General features: G+C 47.7%; 17 protein-coding genes. 8 read left to right on the forward strand and 9 right to left on the reverse strand.

The genetic code is table 11. The annotated features are described in order from the left end of the window. The 4 genes from HMPREF0240_RS24840 to HMPREF0240_RS13610 form a co-directional block, all read right to left on the reverse strand. The coding region (locus HMPREF0240_RS24840) for a hypothetical protein (RefSeq protein ID WP_207636765.1) at positions 1 to 302 on the reverse strand (302 nt) is incomplete at its 3' end. Between the two features lie 204 nt (positions 303 to 506). Next, positions 507 to 1,997: a UDP-glucose--hexose-1-phosphate uridylyltransferase gene (gene galT / locus HMPREF0240_RS13600; RefSeq protein WP_009003993.1), complete on the reverse strand. Its 1,491-nt coding sequence runs from the start codon at positions 1,995 to 1,997 to the stop codon at positions 507 to 509. Continuing rightward, complete coding sequence (gene galE, locus HMPREF0240_RS13605; RefSeq protein WP_009003994.1) at positions 1,997 to 3,001, reverse strand: UDP-glucose 4-epimerase GalE; 1,005 nt, start codon at positions 2,999 to 3,001, stop codon at positions 1,997 to 1,999. The genes galT and galE overlap by 1 nt, the downstream gene beginning before the upstream one ends. Positions 3,002 to 3,151: 150 nt before the next feature. Further along, positions 3,152 to 4,324: a galactokinase gene (locus HMPREF0240_RS13610; RefSeq protein ID WP_009003995.1), complete on the reverse strand. Its 1,173-nt coding sequence runs from the start codon at positions 4,322 to 4,324 to the stop codon at positions 3,152 to 3,154. 291 nt (positions 4,325 to 4,615) lie between these two features. Here HMPREF0240_RS13610 and HMPREF0240_RS13615 point away from each other — a divergent pair, with 291 nt between their 5' ends. After that, positions 4,616 to 5,443: an AraC family transcriptional regulator gene (locus tag HMPREF0240_RS13615; protein WP_035313526.1), complete on the forward strand. Its 828-nt coding sequence runs from the start codon at positions 4,616 to 4,618 to the stop codon at positions 5,441 to 5,443. 5 nt (positions 5,444 to 5,448) lie between these two features. Here the strand turns inward: HMPREF0240_RS13615 and HMPREF0240_RS13620 are convergent, their stop codons facing one another. Further along, positions 5,449 to 6,843 (reverse strand): MATE family efflux transporter, encoded by a 1,395-nt coding sequence (locus tag HMPREF0240_RS13620; protein ID WP_009003997.1) that lies wholly within the window; start codon positions 6,841 to 6,843, stop codon positions 5,449 to 5,451. A 103-nt stretch (positions 6,844 to 6,946) separates the two neighbouring features. On the opposite strand from HMPREF0240_RS13620, the gene HMPREF0240_RS13625 reads away from it, so the two are divergent. The 3 genes from HMPREF0240_RS13625 to HMPREF0240_RS13635 are packed head-to-tail and all read left to right on the forward strand — an operon-like array spanning position 6,947 to position 9,770. Continuing rightward, positions 6,947 to 7,669, forward strand: coding sequence for a polysaccharide deacetylase family protein (locus HMPREF0240_RS13625; protein WP_242833347.1), 723 nt, complete (start codon positions 6,947 to 6,949; stop codon positions 7,667 to 7,669). 46 nt (positions 7,670 to 7,715) lie between these two features. Further along, positions 7,716 to 8,435, forward strand: a complete 720-nt coding sequence (locus HMPREF0240_RS13630; RefSeq protein ID WP_035313527.1) for a tRNA threonylcarbamoyladenosine dehydratase — start codon at positions 7,716 to 7,718, stop codon at positions 8,433 to 8,435. An 18-nt stretch (positions 8,436 to 8,453) separates the two neighbouring features. Further along, positions 8,454 to 9,770, forward strand: a complete 1,317-nt coding sequence (locus HMPREF0240_RS13635) for a replication-associated recombination protein A (RefSeq protein ID WP_009004000.1) — start codon at positions 8,454 to 8,456, stop codon at positions 9,768 to 9,770. On the opposite strand, the gene HMPREF0240_RS13640 is transcribed toward HMPREF0240_RS13635, so the two are convergent. From HMPREF0240_RS13640 to HMPREF0240_RS13650, 3 genes are read right to left on the reverse strand one after another with little or no spacing between them, the layout of a single operon-like run. Next, positions 9,747 to 10,259 (reverse strand): DUF4364 family protein, encoded by a 513-nt coding sequence (locus HMPREF0240_RS13640; RefSeq protein WP_009004001.1) that lies wholly within the window; start codon positions 10,257 to 10,259, stop codon positions 9,747 to 9,749. The two genes, HMPREF0240_RS13635 and HMPREF0240_RS13640, sit on opposite strands and share 24 nt — an antisense overlap. Continuing rightward, positions 10,252 to 11,178: a TIGR01212 family radical SAM protein gene (locus tag HMPREF0240_RS13645; protein ID WP_009004002.1), complete on the reverse strand. Its 927-nt coding sequence runs from the start codon at positions 11,176 to 11,178 to the stop codon at positions 10,252 to 10,254. Before HMPREF0240_RS13645 ends, HMPREF0240_RS13640 begins: the two co-directional genes overlap by 8 nt. Then, positions 11,179 to 12,327 (reverse strand): NADP-dependent malic enzyme, encoded by a 1,149-nt coding sequence (locus HMPREF0240_RS13650; protein WP_009004003.1) that lies wholly within the window; start codon positions 12,325 to 12,327, stop codon positions 11,179 to 11,181. A 320-nt stretch (positions 12,328 to 12,647) separates the two neighbouring features. Here HMPREF0240_RS13650 and rho point away from each other — a divergent pair, with 320 nt between their 5' ends. Continuing rightward, the gene (gene rho, locus HMPREF0240_RS13655; protein WP_009004005.1) at positions 12,648 to 13,997 is read left to right on the forward strand and encodes a transcription termination factor Rho; all 1,350 of its coding nucleotides are present in this window, start codon (positions 12,648 to 12,650) and stop codon (positions 13,995 to 13,997) included. 20 nt (positions 13,998 to 14,017) lie between these two features. Here the strand turns inward: rho and HMPREF0240_RS13660 are convergent, their stop codons facing one another. After that, positions 14,018 to 14,800, reverse strand: a complete 783-nt coding sequence (locus HMPREF0240_RS13660) for a TSUP family transporter (RefSeq protein WP_009004006.1) — start codon at positions 14,798 to 14,800, stop codon at positions 14,018 to 14,020. Positions 14,801 to 14,989: 189 nt separating this feature from the next. Between HMPREF0240_RS13660 and rpmE the strand changes: the two genes are divergently transcribed. The 3 genes from rpmE (at position 14,990) to prmC (ending at position 17,303) form a co-directional block, all read left to right on the forward strand. Continuing rightward, positions 14,990 to 15,190: a 50S ribosomal protein L31 gene (rpmE, locus tag HMPREF0240_RS13665; RefSeq protein ID WP_035313528.1), complete on the forward strand. Its 201-nt coding sequence runs from the start codon at positions 14,990 to 14,992 to the stop codon at positions 15,188 to 15,190. 143 nt (positions 15,191 to 15,333) lie between these two features. Then, on the forward strand, positions 15,334 to 16,386 hold the full coding sequence (locus HMPREF0240_RS13670) for a DUF1385 domain-containing protein (protein WP_009004008.1): 1,053 nt from the start codon (positions 15,334 to 15,336) through the stop codon (positions 16,384 to 16,386). Beyond that, on the forward strand, positions 16,383 to 17,303 hold the full coding sequence (prmC, locus tag HMPREF0240_RS13675) for a peptide chain release factor N(5)-glutamine methyltransferase (protein ID WP_009004009.1): 921 nt from the start codon (positions 16,383 to 16,385) through the stop codon (positions 17,301 to 17,303). The genes HMPREF0240_RS13670 and prmC overlap by 4 nt, the downstream gene beginning before the upstream one ends. The last annotated feature ends 21 nt before the right edge of the window (positions 17,304 to 17,324 follow it).

Below are 17,324 nucleotides of genomic sequence, written 5' to 3' on the forward strand. Positions count from 1 at the left end.
CGCCAGCCCCCGGCGCCGCGCCGAAGTTCCTCATACCCTTCAATAAGCAAAACCTTCCGTCCTTCCACCACAATCCGCTGCCCTCCGCCCGGAATCCCATCCGGTACGATTACCCTCCCGACCTGATACGCCCAGCCGAGGAGATGGCGGAGCTGGAAGCATGGCGATGGAGGCGGGAATGTCTGGAGCGGACCTCTGCCGGGACAGGGGGAAGCGGATATGCCGTTTTTCGTACGCGTAGAATGCGCGCTAGAACGGCTTAATGGAAACACTGCCGGATTTTGAGGCTGAAATCGGCTCACAAAGCCGATTTCAAAGAGACCTGAGCTGCACAATCATCAAGATTGTGCAGTGAATGTCTCTGATGCCTCAAAATCCAGCAGGGTTTCCATTTAGCCATTCTCCGCAAATGTGCTGCTTATGCAAAGGCCCCCATGCCTTTTCTGCCCCGCCCCGCAACTCCCTCTTTCCACAGGCGGACCTTCTCCAAATTTGCTCCCCAGCCACTAAAGAATCCGTATAAATTTCAGGAAGGAATTTAATCCGCTTTCGCTGCTTTTATAAACCCCCGCATCTTCGAGCACCTGGCAGAATACTTTCCCGATTTCCTGCTGCAGGATATGGTCGATGTTTTCGGGGCTGATGTCCGGGTAAGCGGGCAGGAAACTGTCGGCCCAGTCGGCGTGTTTTGCCAGATTTTCATCGCTGCGGATGTCTTTTTTCTCCAGTATGAAGGCCTTCAGCTGCTCCATCTCATCCTTCAGGCGGGAGGGCAGTACGGCGAGCCCCATAACCTCTATCAGACCGATGTTTTCTTTCTTAATGTGATGCAGATTTGCGTGCGGGTGATATACGCCCAACGGGTGTTCCTCTGTTGTGATATTGTTGCGCAGTGTCAGGTCCAGCTCGTACAAATCACCGTGCATTCTTGCGATTGGAGTGATGGTGTTGTGAGGCTGACCATCTGTCTCTGCGAAAATGAAGGCGTCCTCATCTGTGTAGCCCCTCCAGGTTTTCAGAATGTGGTCGGCCAGTTCGATGATCCGGTTTTCATTTTTTCCCTGGAGCCGGATGACGGAAAGGGGCCATTTTACGATGCCGGCTTTGATATCTTCGAAGCCTTTTACTTCGAATGTACTGATAATTGGTGCTTTAGCCATCGCAAAGGTGTAATTGCCTCCCTGGAAATGATCGTGGCTCAGGATGGAGCCGCCGACGATCGGCAGGTCTGCGTTGGAACCAAGAAAATAGTGGGGGAATAATCTGACAAAGTCAAATAACTTCCGGAAGGTGTTCTTTTCTATTTTCATGGGGACATGCTCTCCGTTTAATACGATACAGTGTTCATTGTAATAAACGTAGGGAGAGTACTGGAATCCCCAGCCGCTGTCATTGATGGTAATCGGAATGATCCGGTGATTCTCGCGGGCAGGGTGGTTTGTTCGGCCTGCATATCCCTCGTTTTCCATGCAGAGCAGACATTTCGGATATGAGGACGCTTTGGCATTCCTTGCTGCTGCAATGGCCTTGGGATCCTTTTCGGGTTTGGAAAGATTAATGGTGATATCCAGTGTGCCGTATTGGGTATCAACGGTCCATTTCATGTCCTTTGACACTCGGTACCGGCGGATATAATCGCTGTCCTGGCTTAATTTATAATAATATTCCGTGGCAGCCCGGGGAGAAGTTCTGTACAGTTCCCAGAATTCCTTCTGTATCTGTGCGGGACGGGGCATCAGGCAGTTCATCAGTTTTGTGTCAAACAGATCCCGGTATACAATACTGTCTTCGATGATACCGCGGCTGCAGGCCTCGTCCAGAAGTTCTTTGAGTACATCCTCCAGAACGATGCCGGACAGGACGCAGTCTGTGTCTTCATACTCATCTTCCTGGAAAAGCTCCAACAGCAGATTTGTTGCATAGATACGCTCGCACTCGGGCGTCAGTCCAGTCTGTATACCGTACTGTACCAGTTTTTTGATGGAATCACTTAACATCAGTTTTCCCTCCTGTCATCCGCAAATCCTGCAGGATGAGTACTGTGCCATTTCCAGGCAGAAGAAATGATCTCCTCAAGGTCTGCATGCTCCGGGTTCCAGCCGAGAACTGCTTTTGCTTTTTCGCTGGAGGCTATGAGCCTGGCCGGATCTCCGGCACGTCTTGGGGCGGTCTGGGCTTTGATCTCCAGCCCTGTGGCCCTGCGTGCAGTCTCAATGACTTCCTTTACGGTAAAGCCTACGCCATTGCCGAGATTAAAGGTATTGCTTTCTCCACCATCCATCAAATATTTTACCGCCAGGATGTGGGCCTGCGCCAGATCGGTTACATGAATATAATCCCGTATGCAGGTGCCGTCTTTTGTATCGTAGTCATCCCCGAAGATGCTGATGTACTCGCGCTGTCCGAGCGGAACCTGGAGAATCAGCGGAATCAGATGTGTCTCAGGACTGTGTGCCTCGCCGATACATCCGCTTTTATGGGCTCCGCAGGCATTAAAATAGCGGAGCGCAACAAATTTCAGGCCGTGGGCTCTGTCTGTCCACATCATCATCTTTTCCATAGCCAGTTTTGTCTCACCGTATGTATTCGTAGGACAGGTCTTATCATCCTCCAGGATCGGGATGTTTTCAGGTTCGCCGTAAGTAGCAGCAGTGGAAGAGAAGACGATTTTCTTAACATCGTGGGCAATCATAGATTCCAGCAGAACTTTTGTGCCGCATACATTGTTATCGTAATATTTTAGCGGATCGGACATGCTCTCGCCTACCAGAGAATTTGCCGCAAAATGAATCACCGCATCAATGGACTCCTTTTCAAATACGGAATCAATAAAAGCCCGGTTCCGGATATCTCCCTGATAGAAACGTGCACGGGGATGTACCGCTTCAATATGACCTGTTTCCAGGTTATCTGCAATGACGACGTCCTCTCCCCGGTCAATAAGTTCATATACTGTGTGAGAACCGATATAACCGGCTCCTCCTAATACTAATACAGACATTTAAATGCCACCTTTCTGAATCTGTGATCTACCTGTTACATAATTGCTGCATGAGTTTTCTATTGTATGAGCACTTAGTGACCGTACTTAGGTCTCTGAGTGCGATGCATGAATAATAGTTAGCGAAGTCTTTTCAAGCCTTACTATTATTTATTCGCTGAGCCGGCAGGCTCCTCCGCCGATGTCTACGGTATAGAATTCCGCTTCGCAGCCGGTCTTTTCCTGATATGCGCTGCCCACAGTCTTGATAAAATCATCTGCAGAGTCATTTTTTACGATGTTGACTGTACATCCGCCAAAACCGCCCCCCGTGATTCGGGAGCCAATCACACCGGGAACCTTCCATGCCAGATCGACCAGAATGTCAATCTCTTCACAGGATACTTCATAGTCATCCCTCAGAGAAATATGGGATTGGTTCATCAGCTCCCCGAATCGGGTGACATTGCCGTCTTTCAATGCCTTTACGGCTTCTATGGTGCGCTGGTTTTCTGCGACTGCATGTTTTGCACGCCTTACTTTAATCGGGTCTTTGATGACTTCTTTGAACTTCTCGAAAGTATCCATGTCCAGATCACCGAGTGTATTAATATCCAGTTCCTGCTGGAGTGCTTTGAGCGCATCGGCGCATTCCTGGCGTCTCTCATTGTATTTGGAATCCACCAGGCTGTGTTTCACCTTGCTGTTGGTGATGATGATTTTGGCATCCTTAAGTTCAACCGGAGCGTATTCATAATTCAGAGTCGCGGTATCCAGGAAAATGGCATGATCCTTTTTCCCCATGGCCACGGCAAACTGGTCCATAATGCCGCAGTTGCAGCCGTTGAAATTATTTTCCGAATACTGGCCGATCAGTGCCAGATCTGTCATGCTGAAGTGGTTAATATGAAACAGGTCGGTCAGGACAACTCCCGTGAGTACTTCCAGGGAAGCGGAGGAGGAGAGGCCGGAACCGTTCGGGATATTGCCCCAAACCACCATATCAAAGCCGGTATCCAGTTTTACGCCCTTTTCAGAGAATGCCCATACTACGCCGAGGGGGTAGTTTGCCCAGCCATAGGCCTCTTTGTTTGTCAGGTCATCAAGAGAGGCTTCTACGACGCCGAAGCTGTCCAGATTCATGGAATAAAAGTGCATGGTTCTGTCGGAACGTCTGCGCGCAAAACCATATGTACCAAGAGTCAGTGCACAGGGAAAAACATGCCCTCCATTATAATCCGTGTGTTCACCGATCAGGTTCACACGTCCGGGAGAAAAGTAGAATCCTGCGCCGTCAGCGCTTCCGAAGAGTTCTTTGAATTTTGCCGCCAATTTGTCTTTCATGATAAATGCCTCGCTTTCGTCTATGTTCTGCCTGTTGCTTGTTCGTTCTTAATCTTGCCTTTATTATAGCGAAAAAGGGAGCGGGTGTACATAAAATTTCCGTGCAGATATATGTAATTATGTTGCATGGAAAACATGGGAAGGGTATAATAAAAAAGAACCCCAAGGAGTTGTCTGTTTTTCAAAACGCTATTTGGAACACAGGGTTTTTCAAAATAGAGAATCTAATGATTGTAAAAGAGACTATAGATTGTAATAGGATGAATTTCTGAATGGAAGGAGGAAGGTGTGATGGAGGAAACCTATAAGTATTCTTATAAGGCAGATGAGAATCTGCTGACGTCATTGTCCGTCTATAATGCCGGGCATCAGAAGTGCGGGCCGGGCTATCAGTGGGGGCCGGGGGTGCGGAATCATTATTGTATCCATCATATTATTTCGGGCAGCGGATACTACAGCGTGAATGGCACCACCTGCAAATTGTCTGCGGGAGACACGTTTATACTGTACCCTGATACGGAAGTCAGATACTATGCTGATCAGGAAAAACCCTGGGAATATGCGTGGGTGGGATTCATGGGTACGGATGCGGCATCTATCATTCATGCAACGGATTTTACGAAAGAAAAGCCATTTATAGAGAATGGCGGCCCGCCCCGGAGGCTTCTGAGAAATCAGCTCAGCAGAATTTATGAGGTAAAGGGAAACAGCCATGAAGCTGCAGTAGCCATGACCGGCGCCCTGTACACCCTGCTTTCCACACTGATGCATTATTCCAGCAGCCGGGAGACTGCGAAGGATATCCAGCTTACCTATGTGGAAAAGGCAAAGGCTTATATCTCAACGAGTTATTCATATCCCATTACGGTGGAGGATGTGGCGGCCTACGTGGGAATCAGCAGAAGCTATCTGTACCGTTCATTCCAGGCCTATGAGCAGCAGTCCCCCAAGGAATATCTGAGCAGTTTCCGTATAAAACAGGCCTGCCTCCTCTTGAAGGAGACAAGCCTGTCCATTGCTGCAATTGCCTATTCAGTTGGATTCGAGAATAACCTGTATTTTTCAAAAGCATTTAAAAAGCAGATCCAGGTCAGTCCTTCGGAATACAGACGCGGATAGATATCCTATTCTGCTGTCAGCTCTTCTCTTAGAAACGGTTCGTCAAGCGGTCTGATCTTCAGGCGTATAATGCGCTTAAACAGCAGTGAGGTAACCACTACGGCTACAATCTCCGCAATCGGAAGCGCCCACCAGATGCGGGAAAGTCCGAATACTTCTGCGAAAAAATAAGCCACAGGCAGAATTACGAAAAGTTGTCTTGCCACAGAAACCAACAGGCTGTAAACTCCATTGCCAAGAGCCTGGAAGACAGAGATGACAATGATACAGTATCCTGCGAAAATGAAGCTCAGACTGATGATGCGAAGCGCAGGAATACCGATTTCCAACATATTCTCGGAAGCACCGAAAAATCCCAGCAGCTGTGCAGGGAAGATCTGGAAGATGGCAAGTCCCACAAGCATAATGCCTACCGCAATCATAACACTGAGGTTAACCGTGGACATAATACGTTTCTTGTCCCGTGCTCCGTAGTTATAAGCGACAATGGGGATCATACCGTTATTCAGACCGAAGATGGGCATGAAGATAAAGCTCTGCAGCTTGAAGTACACGCCGAATACGGCAGCTGCCGTGGAAGAAAAGAGCAGCAGGATCTTATTCATTCCGAATACCATGACAGAACTGATGGACTGCATGATGATCGAAGGAACGCCTACCTTATAAATCGTGGCAATGATCGTTTTATCAGGACGGAAACCTCTCATATTCAGATCCAGGTCGGTGTTCTTTTTACAGTTAAAGTAAAGAGACATACAGACGGCCACAACTTGCCCGATTACGGTTGCCAGAGCAGCACCTGCGACTTCCATGCGGGGCAGTCCGAACATTCCGAAGATCAGGATCGGATCCAGGACAATATTGATAATGGCGCCGGTTCCCTGTGTAATCATATTGTAAATGGTTTTCCCAGTGGACTGCAGCAGACGTTCAAAGGTGATCTGCATGAAGATTCCTACGGAAACAATTGTGATAATCAGCATGTACTGGGTACCATAGCGTACAATTAACGGATCATCCGTCTGAACGGTAAAGAAGAGATGTGAACCGGCCAGACCGACGACTGCCATGATAAGATAGCTGATGATGCCCAGAAATATACCGTTCTTTGCCGCTGCATTTGCCCCGTCAAAGTTTTTTTCTCCCAGATTCCTGGACAGGAGAGCATTGATACCGACTCCGGTTCCCGCGGCGATCGCTATCATCAGATTCTGTACGGGAAACGCAAGAGAGACGGCTGTCAGAGCTTCCTCGTTGATCTGAGCTACGAATACACTGTCTACTACATTATAAAGCGCCTGCACCAGCATTGAGATAATCATGGGCAGAGACATTGTAACTAATAATTTGGGAACGGGCATTACACCCATTTTATTTTCTGTCTGTACTTTCTTTTCCATTTTATAAATCCTCCTCATATGTAACCGTGGTAATTATAACATCAATAAAATATAAGTACAATGCATATATTTAAAAGAAGCGTTAAAAAGGGTTGTGTGCTGTTTGCGTTTAAAAAGAATGATGCAGGGCGCGGGATTCGTATACGTGCTTCTGCTGCTGGGAGCGGTTTGTCCGTCTCTGTTTACCAGAAATCAGACAGAAGAGGAGGCGCCTGGAACTGCATATGCAAATGCATCGGCCTATGTGGCAGATGCAATGACAGAAAAGCCGAAGATTGCAATTACTTTTGATGATGGGCCCAGTACCGTGTTTACGCCTCAATTGCTGGATGGGCTGAAGGAAAGAGGGGTGAAGGCCACATTTTTTCTGATTGGTCAGAATATAGAAAAGGAAGGCGCCAGTGAGATTGTGAAACGTATGTATGATGAAGGGCATCTAATTGGAAATCATACATATCATCATGTGGAAATTACAAAGGTCAGCAATGAGCAGGCTTACCAGGAGATTATGCTTACTAATGAGGCGATCCAGAACATTACGGGGGAAGAGGTGCAGTTTATGAGGCCGCCTTTTGGTCTGTGGCAGAAAGCGCTGGAGCAGAAGATTCATGTGCTGCCGGTTATGTGGAGCATCGATCCTCTGGACTGGGCGACAGAAAATGTAGATGAAATTGTCAATAAAGTAGTGACGGAAGCGCAGGAAAATGATATTATTCTGTTGCATGACTGTTATGACAGTTCAGTAAAAGCGGCGCTGCGCATTATCGATCTGCTCCAGGCAGAAGGATATGAGTTTGTGACCGTGGATGAACTGATGCTGGATTGACGGGCAAATAACGTATACCCAAAGAGCGCCCCTAATGGAGGATAAGATGATAAATGAATATTCCAGAACCGAATTACTGATAGGAAAGGAGAGCGTGGAGCGCCTGAAGGCGGCTTCCGTCATGGTGTTTGGCGTCGGCGGTGTTGGATCACACTGCATAGAAGCACTTGCACGCAGCGGTGTCGGCCGTCTGACGCTGGTTGATAATGATACCGTATCACTTACCAATATTAACCGGCAGTCCATTGCCTATCACAGTACTATCGGAATATATAAGACAGAAGTCATGAAAGAGCGGATCAGAGATATCAATCCTCAGATCCGGGTAAAAACATATGAGATGTTTGTGCTTCCGGATAATCTGGAAGCACTGTTTGAGGAAAGGCCGGATTATATCATAGATGCCATAGATACGGTCACTGCGAAGCTGGCCCTGGCAGAATTGGCCCTGCGGCTGGATATACCGCTCATCAGCAGTATGGGAACCGGAAACAAACTGCACCCGGAGATGTTTGAGATCACGGATATCTCCAATACAAGCGTGTGTCCCCTGTGCAAGGTGATGAGAAAGGAACTCAAAGCCCGGGGGATTTATCACCTGAAAGTACTGTATTCTAAAGAAAAACCTATTGATACTTCTGCCAGAGAGACCGGAGAAGATAAGGGGCAGCGCCGCAGCATACCGGGCAGTATCTCCTTTGTGCCCCCGGTTGCGGGACTTCTGATTGCCGGTGAGGCAGTGCGGGATCTGATAAGAGAAGATTGACTTAAGAAAGGAAAAGTAATGGATTTATTTGATTATATGAGAGAAACAACGAAGGAAAAAGAGTCGCCGCTGGCCTCCCGCATGCGTCCGTCTTCTTTGGAAGAAGTGGTGGGGCAGCAGCACATCATAGGAAGAGACAAACTGCTGTACCGGGCGATTAAAGCGGACAAGCTGGGTTCCCTGATTTTTTACGGACCTCCGGGAACCGGAAAGACGACGCTGGCCAAGGTGATTGCCAATACCACAAGTGCAGAGTTTAAGCAGATTAATGCAACCATTGCAGGGAAAAAGGATATGGAAGAGGTGGTAAAAGGGGCAAAAGAGCTGCTTGGGATGTATCAGAAGAAGACCATCCTTTTCATCGATGAGATCCATCGGTTTAATAAGGGGCAGCAGGATTATCTGCTACCTTACGTGGAGGACGGCACCATCACGCTGATCGGGGCAACGACAGAGAATCCGTATTTTGAAGTGAACGGGGCGCTGCTTTCACGATCCAGTGTGTTTGAGCTGAAGTCCCTGAGCAGGGAGGATGTAAAGACTCTGCTGAAACGGGCCGTCTATGATAAGGAGAAGGGGATGGGGACCTTTAAGGCGGAGATCACAGAAGATGCACTGGAATTTTTGGCTGACGTATCAGGCGGGGATGCAAGAAACGCATTGAATGCGGTGGAACTGGGAATCCTGACGACAGAGAGAAGCGCGGACGGGCTCATACATATCACGCTGGATGTGGCCTCTGAATGTATACAGAAGCGCGTTGTACGGTATGACAAGACCGGAGATAACCATTACGATACAAGCTCTGCTTTTATAAAAAGCATGAGAGGGTCAGACCCCGATGCAGCCGTTTATTATCTGGCGAAAATGCTGTACGCAGGGGAAGATATTAAGTTTATCGCACGCCGTATTATGATCTGTGCTTCAGAGGATGTGGGGAATGCTGACCCCATGGCCCTGACGGTAGCGGTATCGGCGGCACAGGCGGTGGAGCGCATCGGGATGCCGGAGGCACAGATCATCCTTTCCCAGGCGGTGACCTATGTCGCGTCAGCACCAAAGAGCAATTCGGCCACAAATGCTATCTTTGCCGCGACAGAAAGTGTAAGACGGCATAAGACAACGGTTCCTGCACATCTGCAGGATGCTCATTACAAAGGTTCGCAGAAGCTGGGACACGGAGTGGGGTACAAATATGCCCACGATTACCCGGGACACTATGTAAAGCAGCAATACCTTCCGGACGAAATAAAAGACGCCAGATTCTATGAACCGGGCGTCCTTGGATACGAAAAGACAATACGTGAATATTTAGAGAAGCTGAGACAGGAGTGAGGTATAGATCTCCTGGCTCTCCTTTGACCAGTTGCTGGCAATGGTTTCGGCCTCAATCTCCGTTGGCACGGTGATTTTCAGATCAATCAGGCTGAAGCCATTTTCCACGATCTGGCAGCGCACCTCATATTCATGGTTTGTATTCAGGTAATAATCGGATTTTATAGCAACTTCTTCTTTCAGATCATATTTCTTTTCTTTTAAAAATTCATCAATATCACTCTGGATAGCAGGGGAAATTTTATTCTTAAAGAACTGGATCGTCTCTGCCCCGTTTTCCGTCAGATGATATAAAGTACGGTTGTGGGTAGTCTCAACCCGAAGCAGCCCGGAATCTACCATTTCCGATAGGGTCTCCTGCAGTTTAAAGTAGGTAGTATAGCCTTTGTCCAGAATAAATTCCGAGATCTGGGATGTCGTCAGCGGAAAGTCCACTTTTTCCAACATGTATAATACGATTAACTTATATAAGGTAAATGATTCAGTCATAATACTCCTTTCCCTGCCAGATATCCTGCTCCTTCAGATAGCGGTGCAGCGTATTCAGGACAGTTCGTTTATTACTGCTCCATAAGGGGGCAATCAGAAGTTCGCTGGGACCGTCCCCGGTCAGGCGGTGTATTGCGGTCTGAGGATTCAGACGTGAGATACACATGCCCAAAAACTGAATATAGTCCTCCATATCAGGTACCGGAAATGGATGGCGTTCATATTCCAGCGCCAGATCTGTACCCTTTAAAATGTGCAGAAGCTGCAGCTTTATGCCCTGAATATCCATGCGGTTCAGATAATCCACGGTCTCCAGCATCTGTTCGTTAGTTTCGCCGGGCAGATAGAGGATGGTGTGTACAATTACGGTAATCCCCATGCTTCTGAGATCACGGACCGCTTTTTCAAAAACGGGAAGCTCATAGCCTCTCCGGATATACCTGGCAGTGGCTGGATGTATGGTCTGAAGCCCCAGTTCGATCCATACCGGCTTGATCCGGTTGATTCTGCCAAGCAGCTCCAAAACATCGGTGCCAAGACAGTCGGGCCTGGTAGCGATGGAGAGAATCCGGACTTCCGGGTCTGCAATGGCTTCCATGTACAGCTCTTCCAGGCGGCACACCGGTGCGTACGTATTGGTATAAGCCTGTAAGTAGGCAATATAAGAATGAACCGGGCGTTTTCCGCTCAGCTCCCGTTTACCGGCTGCAATCTGTTCCGAGATGGAACATGCCCTTGAACCGGCAAAATCACCGGAGCCTTCGGAGCTGCAGAAGATACAGCCACCGTGTCCCAATGTGCCGTCACGGTTCGGGCAGGTCATACCGCCGTCCAGGGTGATCTTGTATACTTTTTCTCCATAGGCCGTTTTCAAATCATAGTCCATGGAATGGTAACGCTTTTCCCCCCAGCGAATCATCTATATCAGTTCCTTTACTGCTTTGCTCACAGCTTCGGCTACGCGCGGATCAAAAGCTTCCGGAAGAATGTTGTTTTCGTTCAAATCTTCATCGGCAACAAGGCCGGCGATCGCTTTGGCAGTAGCAAGCTTCATTTCTTCTGTAATCTGGGAAGCACGCCCCTCAAGAGCGCCTTTGAAAATTCCAGGGAAAGCAACCACATTATTCACCTGGTTCGGAAAGTCAGAGCGTCCGGTTCCAACTACTTTTGCACCGGCTTCTTTTGCCAGATCAGGCATGATCTCAGGTACCGGGTTCGCCATAGCGAAGAGGATTGCATCCCGATTCATAGAGGCTACCATTTCCTTTGTTACAATATTGGGGGCGGAGACGCCTACAAAAATATCCGCACCCTGAAGGGCATCTGCCAGTGTACCCGTCTGTCCGTCGGGATTCGTAACTTCTGTCATCTTCTGCTGCATCCAGTTCAGATTTGGGGAGGCTTTGCTGATGATGCCGTTGATATCACACATTGTAACATTACGAAAACCATATGTAAGAAGAAGCCTGGTAATGGCAACACCGGCGGATCCAGCTCCGTTGACAACAACACGGCAGTGTTCTTTTTCTTTTCCGGTTACCTTCAGTGCATTGATGATTCCGGCCAGAACAACGATTGCGGTGCCGTGCTGGTCATCGTGGAATACGGGGATGTCCAGCAGTTCTTTTAAACGATCCTCGATCTCAAAACAGCGCGGAGCAGCGATATCTTCCAGATTGATTCCGCCGAATGCGGGAGCAATATTTACTACGGTTCTGATGATTTCTTCGGTATCCTGAGTATCAAGGCAGATCGGAACTGCATTGATGCCTCCGAATTCTTTAAACAGAACGGCCTTGCCCTCCATTACCGGCATGGCTGCCAGGGCACCAATATTGCCGAGGCCGAGGACTGCGCTTCCGTCTGATACAACTGCAATTGTATTTGATTTTATAGTATATTTATAAGCAGCTTCCGGATCTTGTGCGATTACCTTACAGGGCTCTGCAACTCCCGGGGTATAGGCAACGGCAAGGTCTTCGCGGGAATTCACGTGGGCCTTTGCAGTTGTTTCTATCTTTCCGTGCCATTGTTCGTGCATCTGCAATGCTTTTTCACTGTTTGTCATTTTTCTTACCTCGCAGTATCTTCATATTTTTATTAGTTCTTACTATCTGTCCAATATAATAACACTCTTGCAAAATCAGTGCAAGCAGGAAACTCTGGAGAAAGACGCATATTTTTGAAAAAAAACTTTCCTTTTCAAATGAGATGATGTATAATGGCAACAGATTTAATATATCTTTAAGGATATATCTTTAAGGATACAGGCAGATGCCTGAATTCGGACAAGTCACTTCAGACTAAAGGTTCCCGCGACATTTATTTAAATTCAAAAGAATACCGTAGAAAAGCCATATATTTATTTAAGAAAGGAAATAACGCATTATGACGAGAGAAAAGTATGAATCTCTGCCGCTTGCAACATTAAAAGACCTGGCGAAAGCACGCAAAATGAAGGGTGTATCAGCTATGAAGAAAAGTGAACTGATCGACACTATGCTTGCCCAGGATGAAAAAGAAAAGATGGAAGAGGCCAGGGCAGAGGCCAAAGAAGAAGTAAAAGAAGAACTGAAGGAAAAAAAGGAAGGAACAGATATTGAACAGCTGGACAGCGGCAAAGCGGCCAATGGAATTCTGGAAGTGCTGCCGGACGGATATGGGTTTATCCGCTGCGAGAACTATCTGCCGGGAGAAAACGATGTCTATGTATCGCCCTCCCAGATCAGAAGATTCAATCTGAAAACCGGAGATATTATTTCCGGTAATACGAGAGTAAAAACACAGTCCGAGAAATTCAGCGCTCTTTTATATGTTTCTACGATCAACGGCATGAGGCCGTCAGACGCGATGAAGCGGCATAATTTTGAGGATCTGACCCCTATATTCCCGAATCAGAGACTTCGTCTGGAGACGCCGGGAAGTTCTACGGCAATGCGCATTGTCGACCTGCTTTCCCCTATAGGAAAGGGGCAGAGAGGTATGATCGTATCTCCTCCGAAGGCCGGTAAAACGACGCTGCTGAAGGAAGTGGCGCTTTCCGTACAGAAAAGAGAGCCGAATATGCACCTGCTGATCCTTCTGATAGATGAGCGTCCGGAGGAAGTGACAGACATCCGTGAGGCGATTGCAGGGCCGAATGTAGAAGTTATTTATTCCACCTTTGATGAACTGCCGGAGCACCATAAAAGGGTTTCTGAGATGGTAATTGAACGCGCTAAACGACTGGTGGAACATGGCAAGGATGTTATGATTCTGCTCGACAGTATCACAAGGCTTGCCCGCGCATACAACCTGACGGTACCGCCTTCAGGAAGAACACTTTCCGGTGGTCTTGATCCGGCGGCGCTCCATATGCCGAAGCGGTTCTTTGGTGCTGCCAGAAATATGAGAGAGGGCGGAAGCCTAACAATCCTGGCAACGGCGCTTGTGGAGACCGGAAGCAAGATGGATGATGTCGTATATGAGGAGTTCAAAGGAACAGGCAACATGGAACTGGTACTGGATAGAAAACTCCAGGAAAAGAGAGTATTCCCGGCCATTGACATCCCGAAATCCGGGACAAGAAGGGAAGACCTCCTGCTCAGCAGAGAGGAGCAGGATGCAGTCTATATTATACGCAGGGCGATGAACGGCCTGAAAGCGGAGGAAGCAGTGGACAATCTGCTGAATATATTCTCACAGACAAAGAGTAATGCGGATCTGGTTCAGGTCGTAATCAAAAAGAAATTTCTCTAGAGAGTGCTGACGAACGCAGTCTAGTATACATTCAGGACCTTCAGAAGCAGAAGAAAGAGCACCAGAAGGATACTGGGCTTTACAATTTTGGCTCCGTTTTTCATAACCATACCCGCGCCAAGGTAGCCGCCGGCCATATTGCACAACGCGGCTGCAATCCCTACGGGGATCAGCACCTGGCCGTTTAACAGAAAGATGATAAGCGATGTAATATTGGTCGTCAGATTGATTACTTTGGCCTGCGCGTTGGCTGTTTTTATACTGAGTTTTGCAAATACAGTAAAAGCAATGATCAGAAACGTACCGGTTCCCGGCCCGTAGAATCCGTCATAGATGCCGATGATAAATGCAGCGGTTACCGCTGTAATATAAGTTCTTTTGTCCAGTGTAACAGAGTCGCTTCCATTGTCGTGGAACAGCTTTTTATTCAGGACAAGGAAGGCGGATACGGGCAGTATGCCGATCAGTACATACAGCATGATCTTCTCAGGGACAACCATAGAGATATGTGCACCAATAAAAGAACCGGCAATTGCGGCGGCCACGGAGGGGAGGGCCAGTCTGAAGCTGACGAGACCGTTTTTGATGAACCGGAAGGTGGCGAGGGAGGTCCCGCAGGTGGAAGACATTTTGTTGGTGGCAACTGCCATATGCGGAGGAAGTCCTGCGATCAGATAGGCGGGAAGAGAGATCAGCCCTCCGCCGCCTCCGATTGCGTCTACAAGCCCGGCTAAAAAAAGAAACGGGCATACGATCAGAAATGTGGAGGCGGAAAGTTCGATAATCGGGGCAGTGATATCCATAAGAATAACTCCTTTGTAATTAGATTAGATTTACTACGGGAATTATAACACAAACCAAACATACAAAAAAGACTTCGTTTTAATAGATTATTCTGAAATATCGCTTGCAAAACTGAAAATCTTATGATACAATAACAAAGCTGTTTAGAGATTATAATAACTATATTTTAAAATAGAGAGGTGAAAATCATGAGAGAAGGAATCCATCCAGAGTACCATCAGGCGACAGTAACTTGCAACTGCGGAAACACATTTGTAACAGGATCAACAAACGAGAACATCCACGTGGAAATCTGTTCCAAATGCCATCCATTCTACACTGGACAGCAGAAAGCAAATCAGGCTCGCGGACGTGTTGACAAGTTCAATAAGAAATATGGTATGAAATAGGAATGACTTATTGCAGGCTGAGGTGAGATATCTCAGCCTGTTCTTGGGTTACAGGCAACTATATATGCAGATTGGATCAGAAGGTCAGCAACTTCGGTGAAGAAGGAACTGACCCTTTTCTGGTACAGAAGACAGGAGGGTGCATGAAGTCATCGAACATAGGCGGACAGGCTGTTTTGGAAGGCATCATGATGAAGAATGGAAATCAGTATGCGGTGGCAGTCAGGAAGCCTGATAAAGAGATAGCGGTTGATATACAGGAGTATAACAGTGTAATCCCATTTAAACCGCTGATGAAGATCCCTTTTATACGCGGTATCTTCAATTTTGTAGATTCCCTGGTTCTGGGAATGAAGACTCTGATGTTTTCAGCAAGCTTTTTTGAAGAGGAAGAAGAGACAGAGGTGGAACTGACAGAGGAAGCGATTGCAAAGAAGGAGAAGCAGGATAAACTGCTGATGAACCTGACGGTCGCATTTTCCGTAGTTCTTGCGGTTGCAATTTTTATGATTCTTCCTTATTTTTTGAGTAATATACTGCGGAAGCACATTACATCCAGAGGGGTAATCACCATTCTGGAGGGCGTAATCCGTCTGGCAATTTTTCTGGGATATATTCTGCTCGTATCCAGGATGGAAGATATTCAGAGAACCTTTATGTACCACGGGGCAGAACATAAGTGTATTAACTGTATTGAACACGGACTTGTCCTGAATGTGGACAATGTACGGAAAAGCTCCAAGCAGCATAAACGCTGCGGGACCAGCTTTCTGTTTTTTGTCATGATTGTCAGCATTATATTCTGCTTCTTTATTACGGCAGAGTCGCAGGTGATGAGAGTTGTGCTGCGTATTGCGCTTCTTCCTCTGATTGCAGGGGTATCATATGAGATTATCAAGCTGGCCGGAAACAGTGACAATTATTTTATTAATTTATTGAGCAAACCGGGAATGTGGGTGCAGAATCTGACCACGAAAGAGCCGGATGACGGCATGATTGAGGTTGCGATCTGTGCAGTGGAAGCAGTCTTTAACTGGAAGGCATATCTGGCGGAGAATTTCGGTATGGAGTTTCCAGAGGAGGCGTCCGGAGAGGAAGCCGAAATGGCGGATCATAAAATCGTTCATACTGCCGGGCAGACAGCAGAACCTGCGGGATTCACAGAGCGTACCGTGGCAGAGGGGCAGCAGATATGACACTGCAGGAAGCATACCAGAAAGGTGAGAACAGGCTTGCCGGGGCAGGAATAACAGATGCACGGCTGGATGCATGGTATCTTCTGGAGTATGTCAGTGGAGTTGGCAGAGCGATGTATTACGCTATGCCGGACAAACTGCTCACTGAAGCGCAGGAAAAGCAGTATACAGATTATATAGAAAGAAGAGCACAGAGAATTCCGCTTCAGCATCTGACGGGAACTCAGGAGTTCATGGGATTGGAGTTTCAGGTGAATGAACATGTACTGATTCCGAGACAGGACACGGAAGTGCTGGTCGAGGAGGCTCTGGGGGCGGCAGAAAAATATATGGAGCATATGAGCTGTTCATTTGCAGGAAACCGCGGTGCGGGGGATGGCTGTGAGGATGCCCGAAAAACATTCCGGCTGCTCGATATGTGTACCGGATCAGGCTGTATCTTATTAAGTATGCTGCATTACATTAGTAAAAATAAACAGATGCAGTCCAAGGGCCTGGGAGTGGATGTTTCGGAAAAGGCTCTGGAAACTGCCAGGGCAAATGCAGATGCTCTTCATATTGATGCGGATTTTCTGCACAGTGATCTCTTTGAACAGGTGGAGGGGAGCTTTCAGATGATTGTATCCAACCCGCCTTATATCAGAACCGATGTAATAGAGACTCTGCAGGAGGAAGTAAAAGGACATGACCCGGTTCTTGCGCTGGACGGCAGGGCGGACGGTCTGTATTTCTACAGAAAGATTGTACGGGAGGCAAAGCACTGTCTCGTAAGCGGAGGCAGTCTTCTGTTTGAGATCGGGGCCGATCAGGGAGAGGCCGTTAGCGCTATGATGTGGGAGGCAGGCTATTCCCGTGTCAGTGTAAAAAAGGATCTGGCAGGACTTGACCGGGTCGTCTGGGGCGTGTATGATGTATGAAGTGAGTTGTAGAAAGGATAG

Source organism: Clostridium sp. D5 (assembly GCF_000190355.1).
Lineage (GTDB): Bacteria > Bacillota > Clostridia > Lachnospirales > Lachnospiraceae > Faecalicatena > Faecalicatena fissicatena_A.

Bases quoted from the DNA above. Each gene is read 5' to 3' on its own strand.
- HMPREF0240_RS13670 (WP_009004008.1), top strand. From the start codon at position 15,334: ATGAAGTCATCGAACATAGGCGGACAGGCTGTTTTGGAAGGCATCATG.
- HMPREF0240_RS13610 (WP_009003995.1), bottom strand. From the start codon at position 4,324: ATGAAAGACAAATTGGCGGCAAAATTCAAAGAACTCTTCGGAAGCGCT.
- HMPREF0240_RS13615 (WP_035313526.1), top strand. From the start codon at position 4,616: ATGGAGGAAACCTATAAGTATTCTTATAAGGCAGATGAGAATCTGCTG.
- prmC (WP_009004009.1), top strand. From the start codon at position 16,383: ATGACACTGCAGGAAGCATACCAGAAAGGTGAGAACAGGCTTGCCGGG.
- HMPREF0240_RS13620 (WP_009003997.1), bottom strand. From the start codon at position 6,843: ATGGAAAAGAAAGTACAGACAGAAAATAAAATGGGTGTAATGCCCGTT.
- galT (WP_009003993.1), bottom strand. From the start codon at position 1,997: ATGTTAAGTGATTCCATCAAAAAACTGGTACAGTACGGTATACAGACT.
- rpmE (WP_035313528.1), top strand. From the start codon at position 14,990: ATGAGAGAAGGAATCCATCCAGAGTACCATCAGGCGACAGTAACTTGC.
- HMPREF0240_RS13645 (WP_009004002.1), bottom strand. From the start codon at position 11,178: ATGATTCGCTGGGGGGAAAAGCGTTACCATTCCATGGACTATGATTTG.
- HMPREF0240_RS13635 (WP_009004000.1), top strand. From the start codon at position 8,454: ATGGATTTATTTGATTATATGAGAGAAACAACGAAGGAAAAAGAGTCG.
- HMPREF0240_RS13650 (WP_009004003.1), bottom strand. From the start codon at position 12,327: ATGACAAACAGTGAAAAAGCATTGCAGATGCACGAACAATGGCACGGA.
- rho (WP_009004005.1), top strand. From the start codon at position 12,648: ATGACGAGAGAAAAGTATGAATCTCTGCCGCTTGCAACATTAAAAGAC.
- galE (WP_009003994.1), bottom strand. From the start codon at position 3,001: ATGTCTGTATTAGTATTAGGAGGAGCCGGTTATATCGGTTCTCACACA.
- HMPREF0240_RS13640 (WP_009004001.1), bottom strand. From the start codon at position 10,259: ATGACTGAATCATTTACCTTATATAAGTTAATCGTATTATACATGTTG.
- HMPREF0240_RS13630 (WP_035313527.1), top strand. From the start codon at position 7,716: ATGATAAATGAATATTCCAGAACCGAATTACTGATAGGAAAGGAGAGC.
- HMPREF0240_RS13660 (WP_009004006.1), bottom strand. From the start codon at position 14,800: ATGGATATCACTGCCCCGATTATCGAACTTTCCGCCTCCACATTTCTG.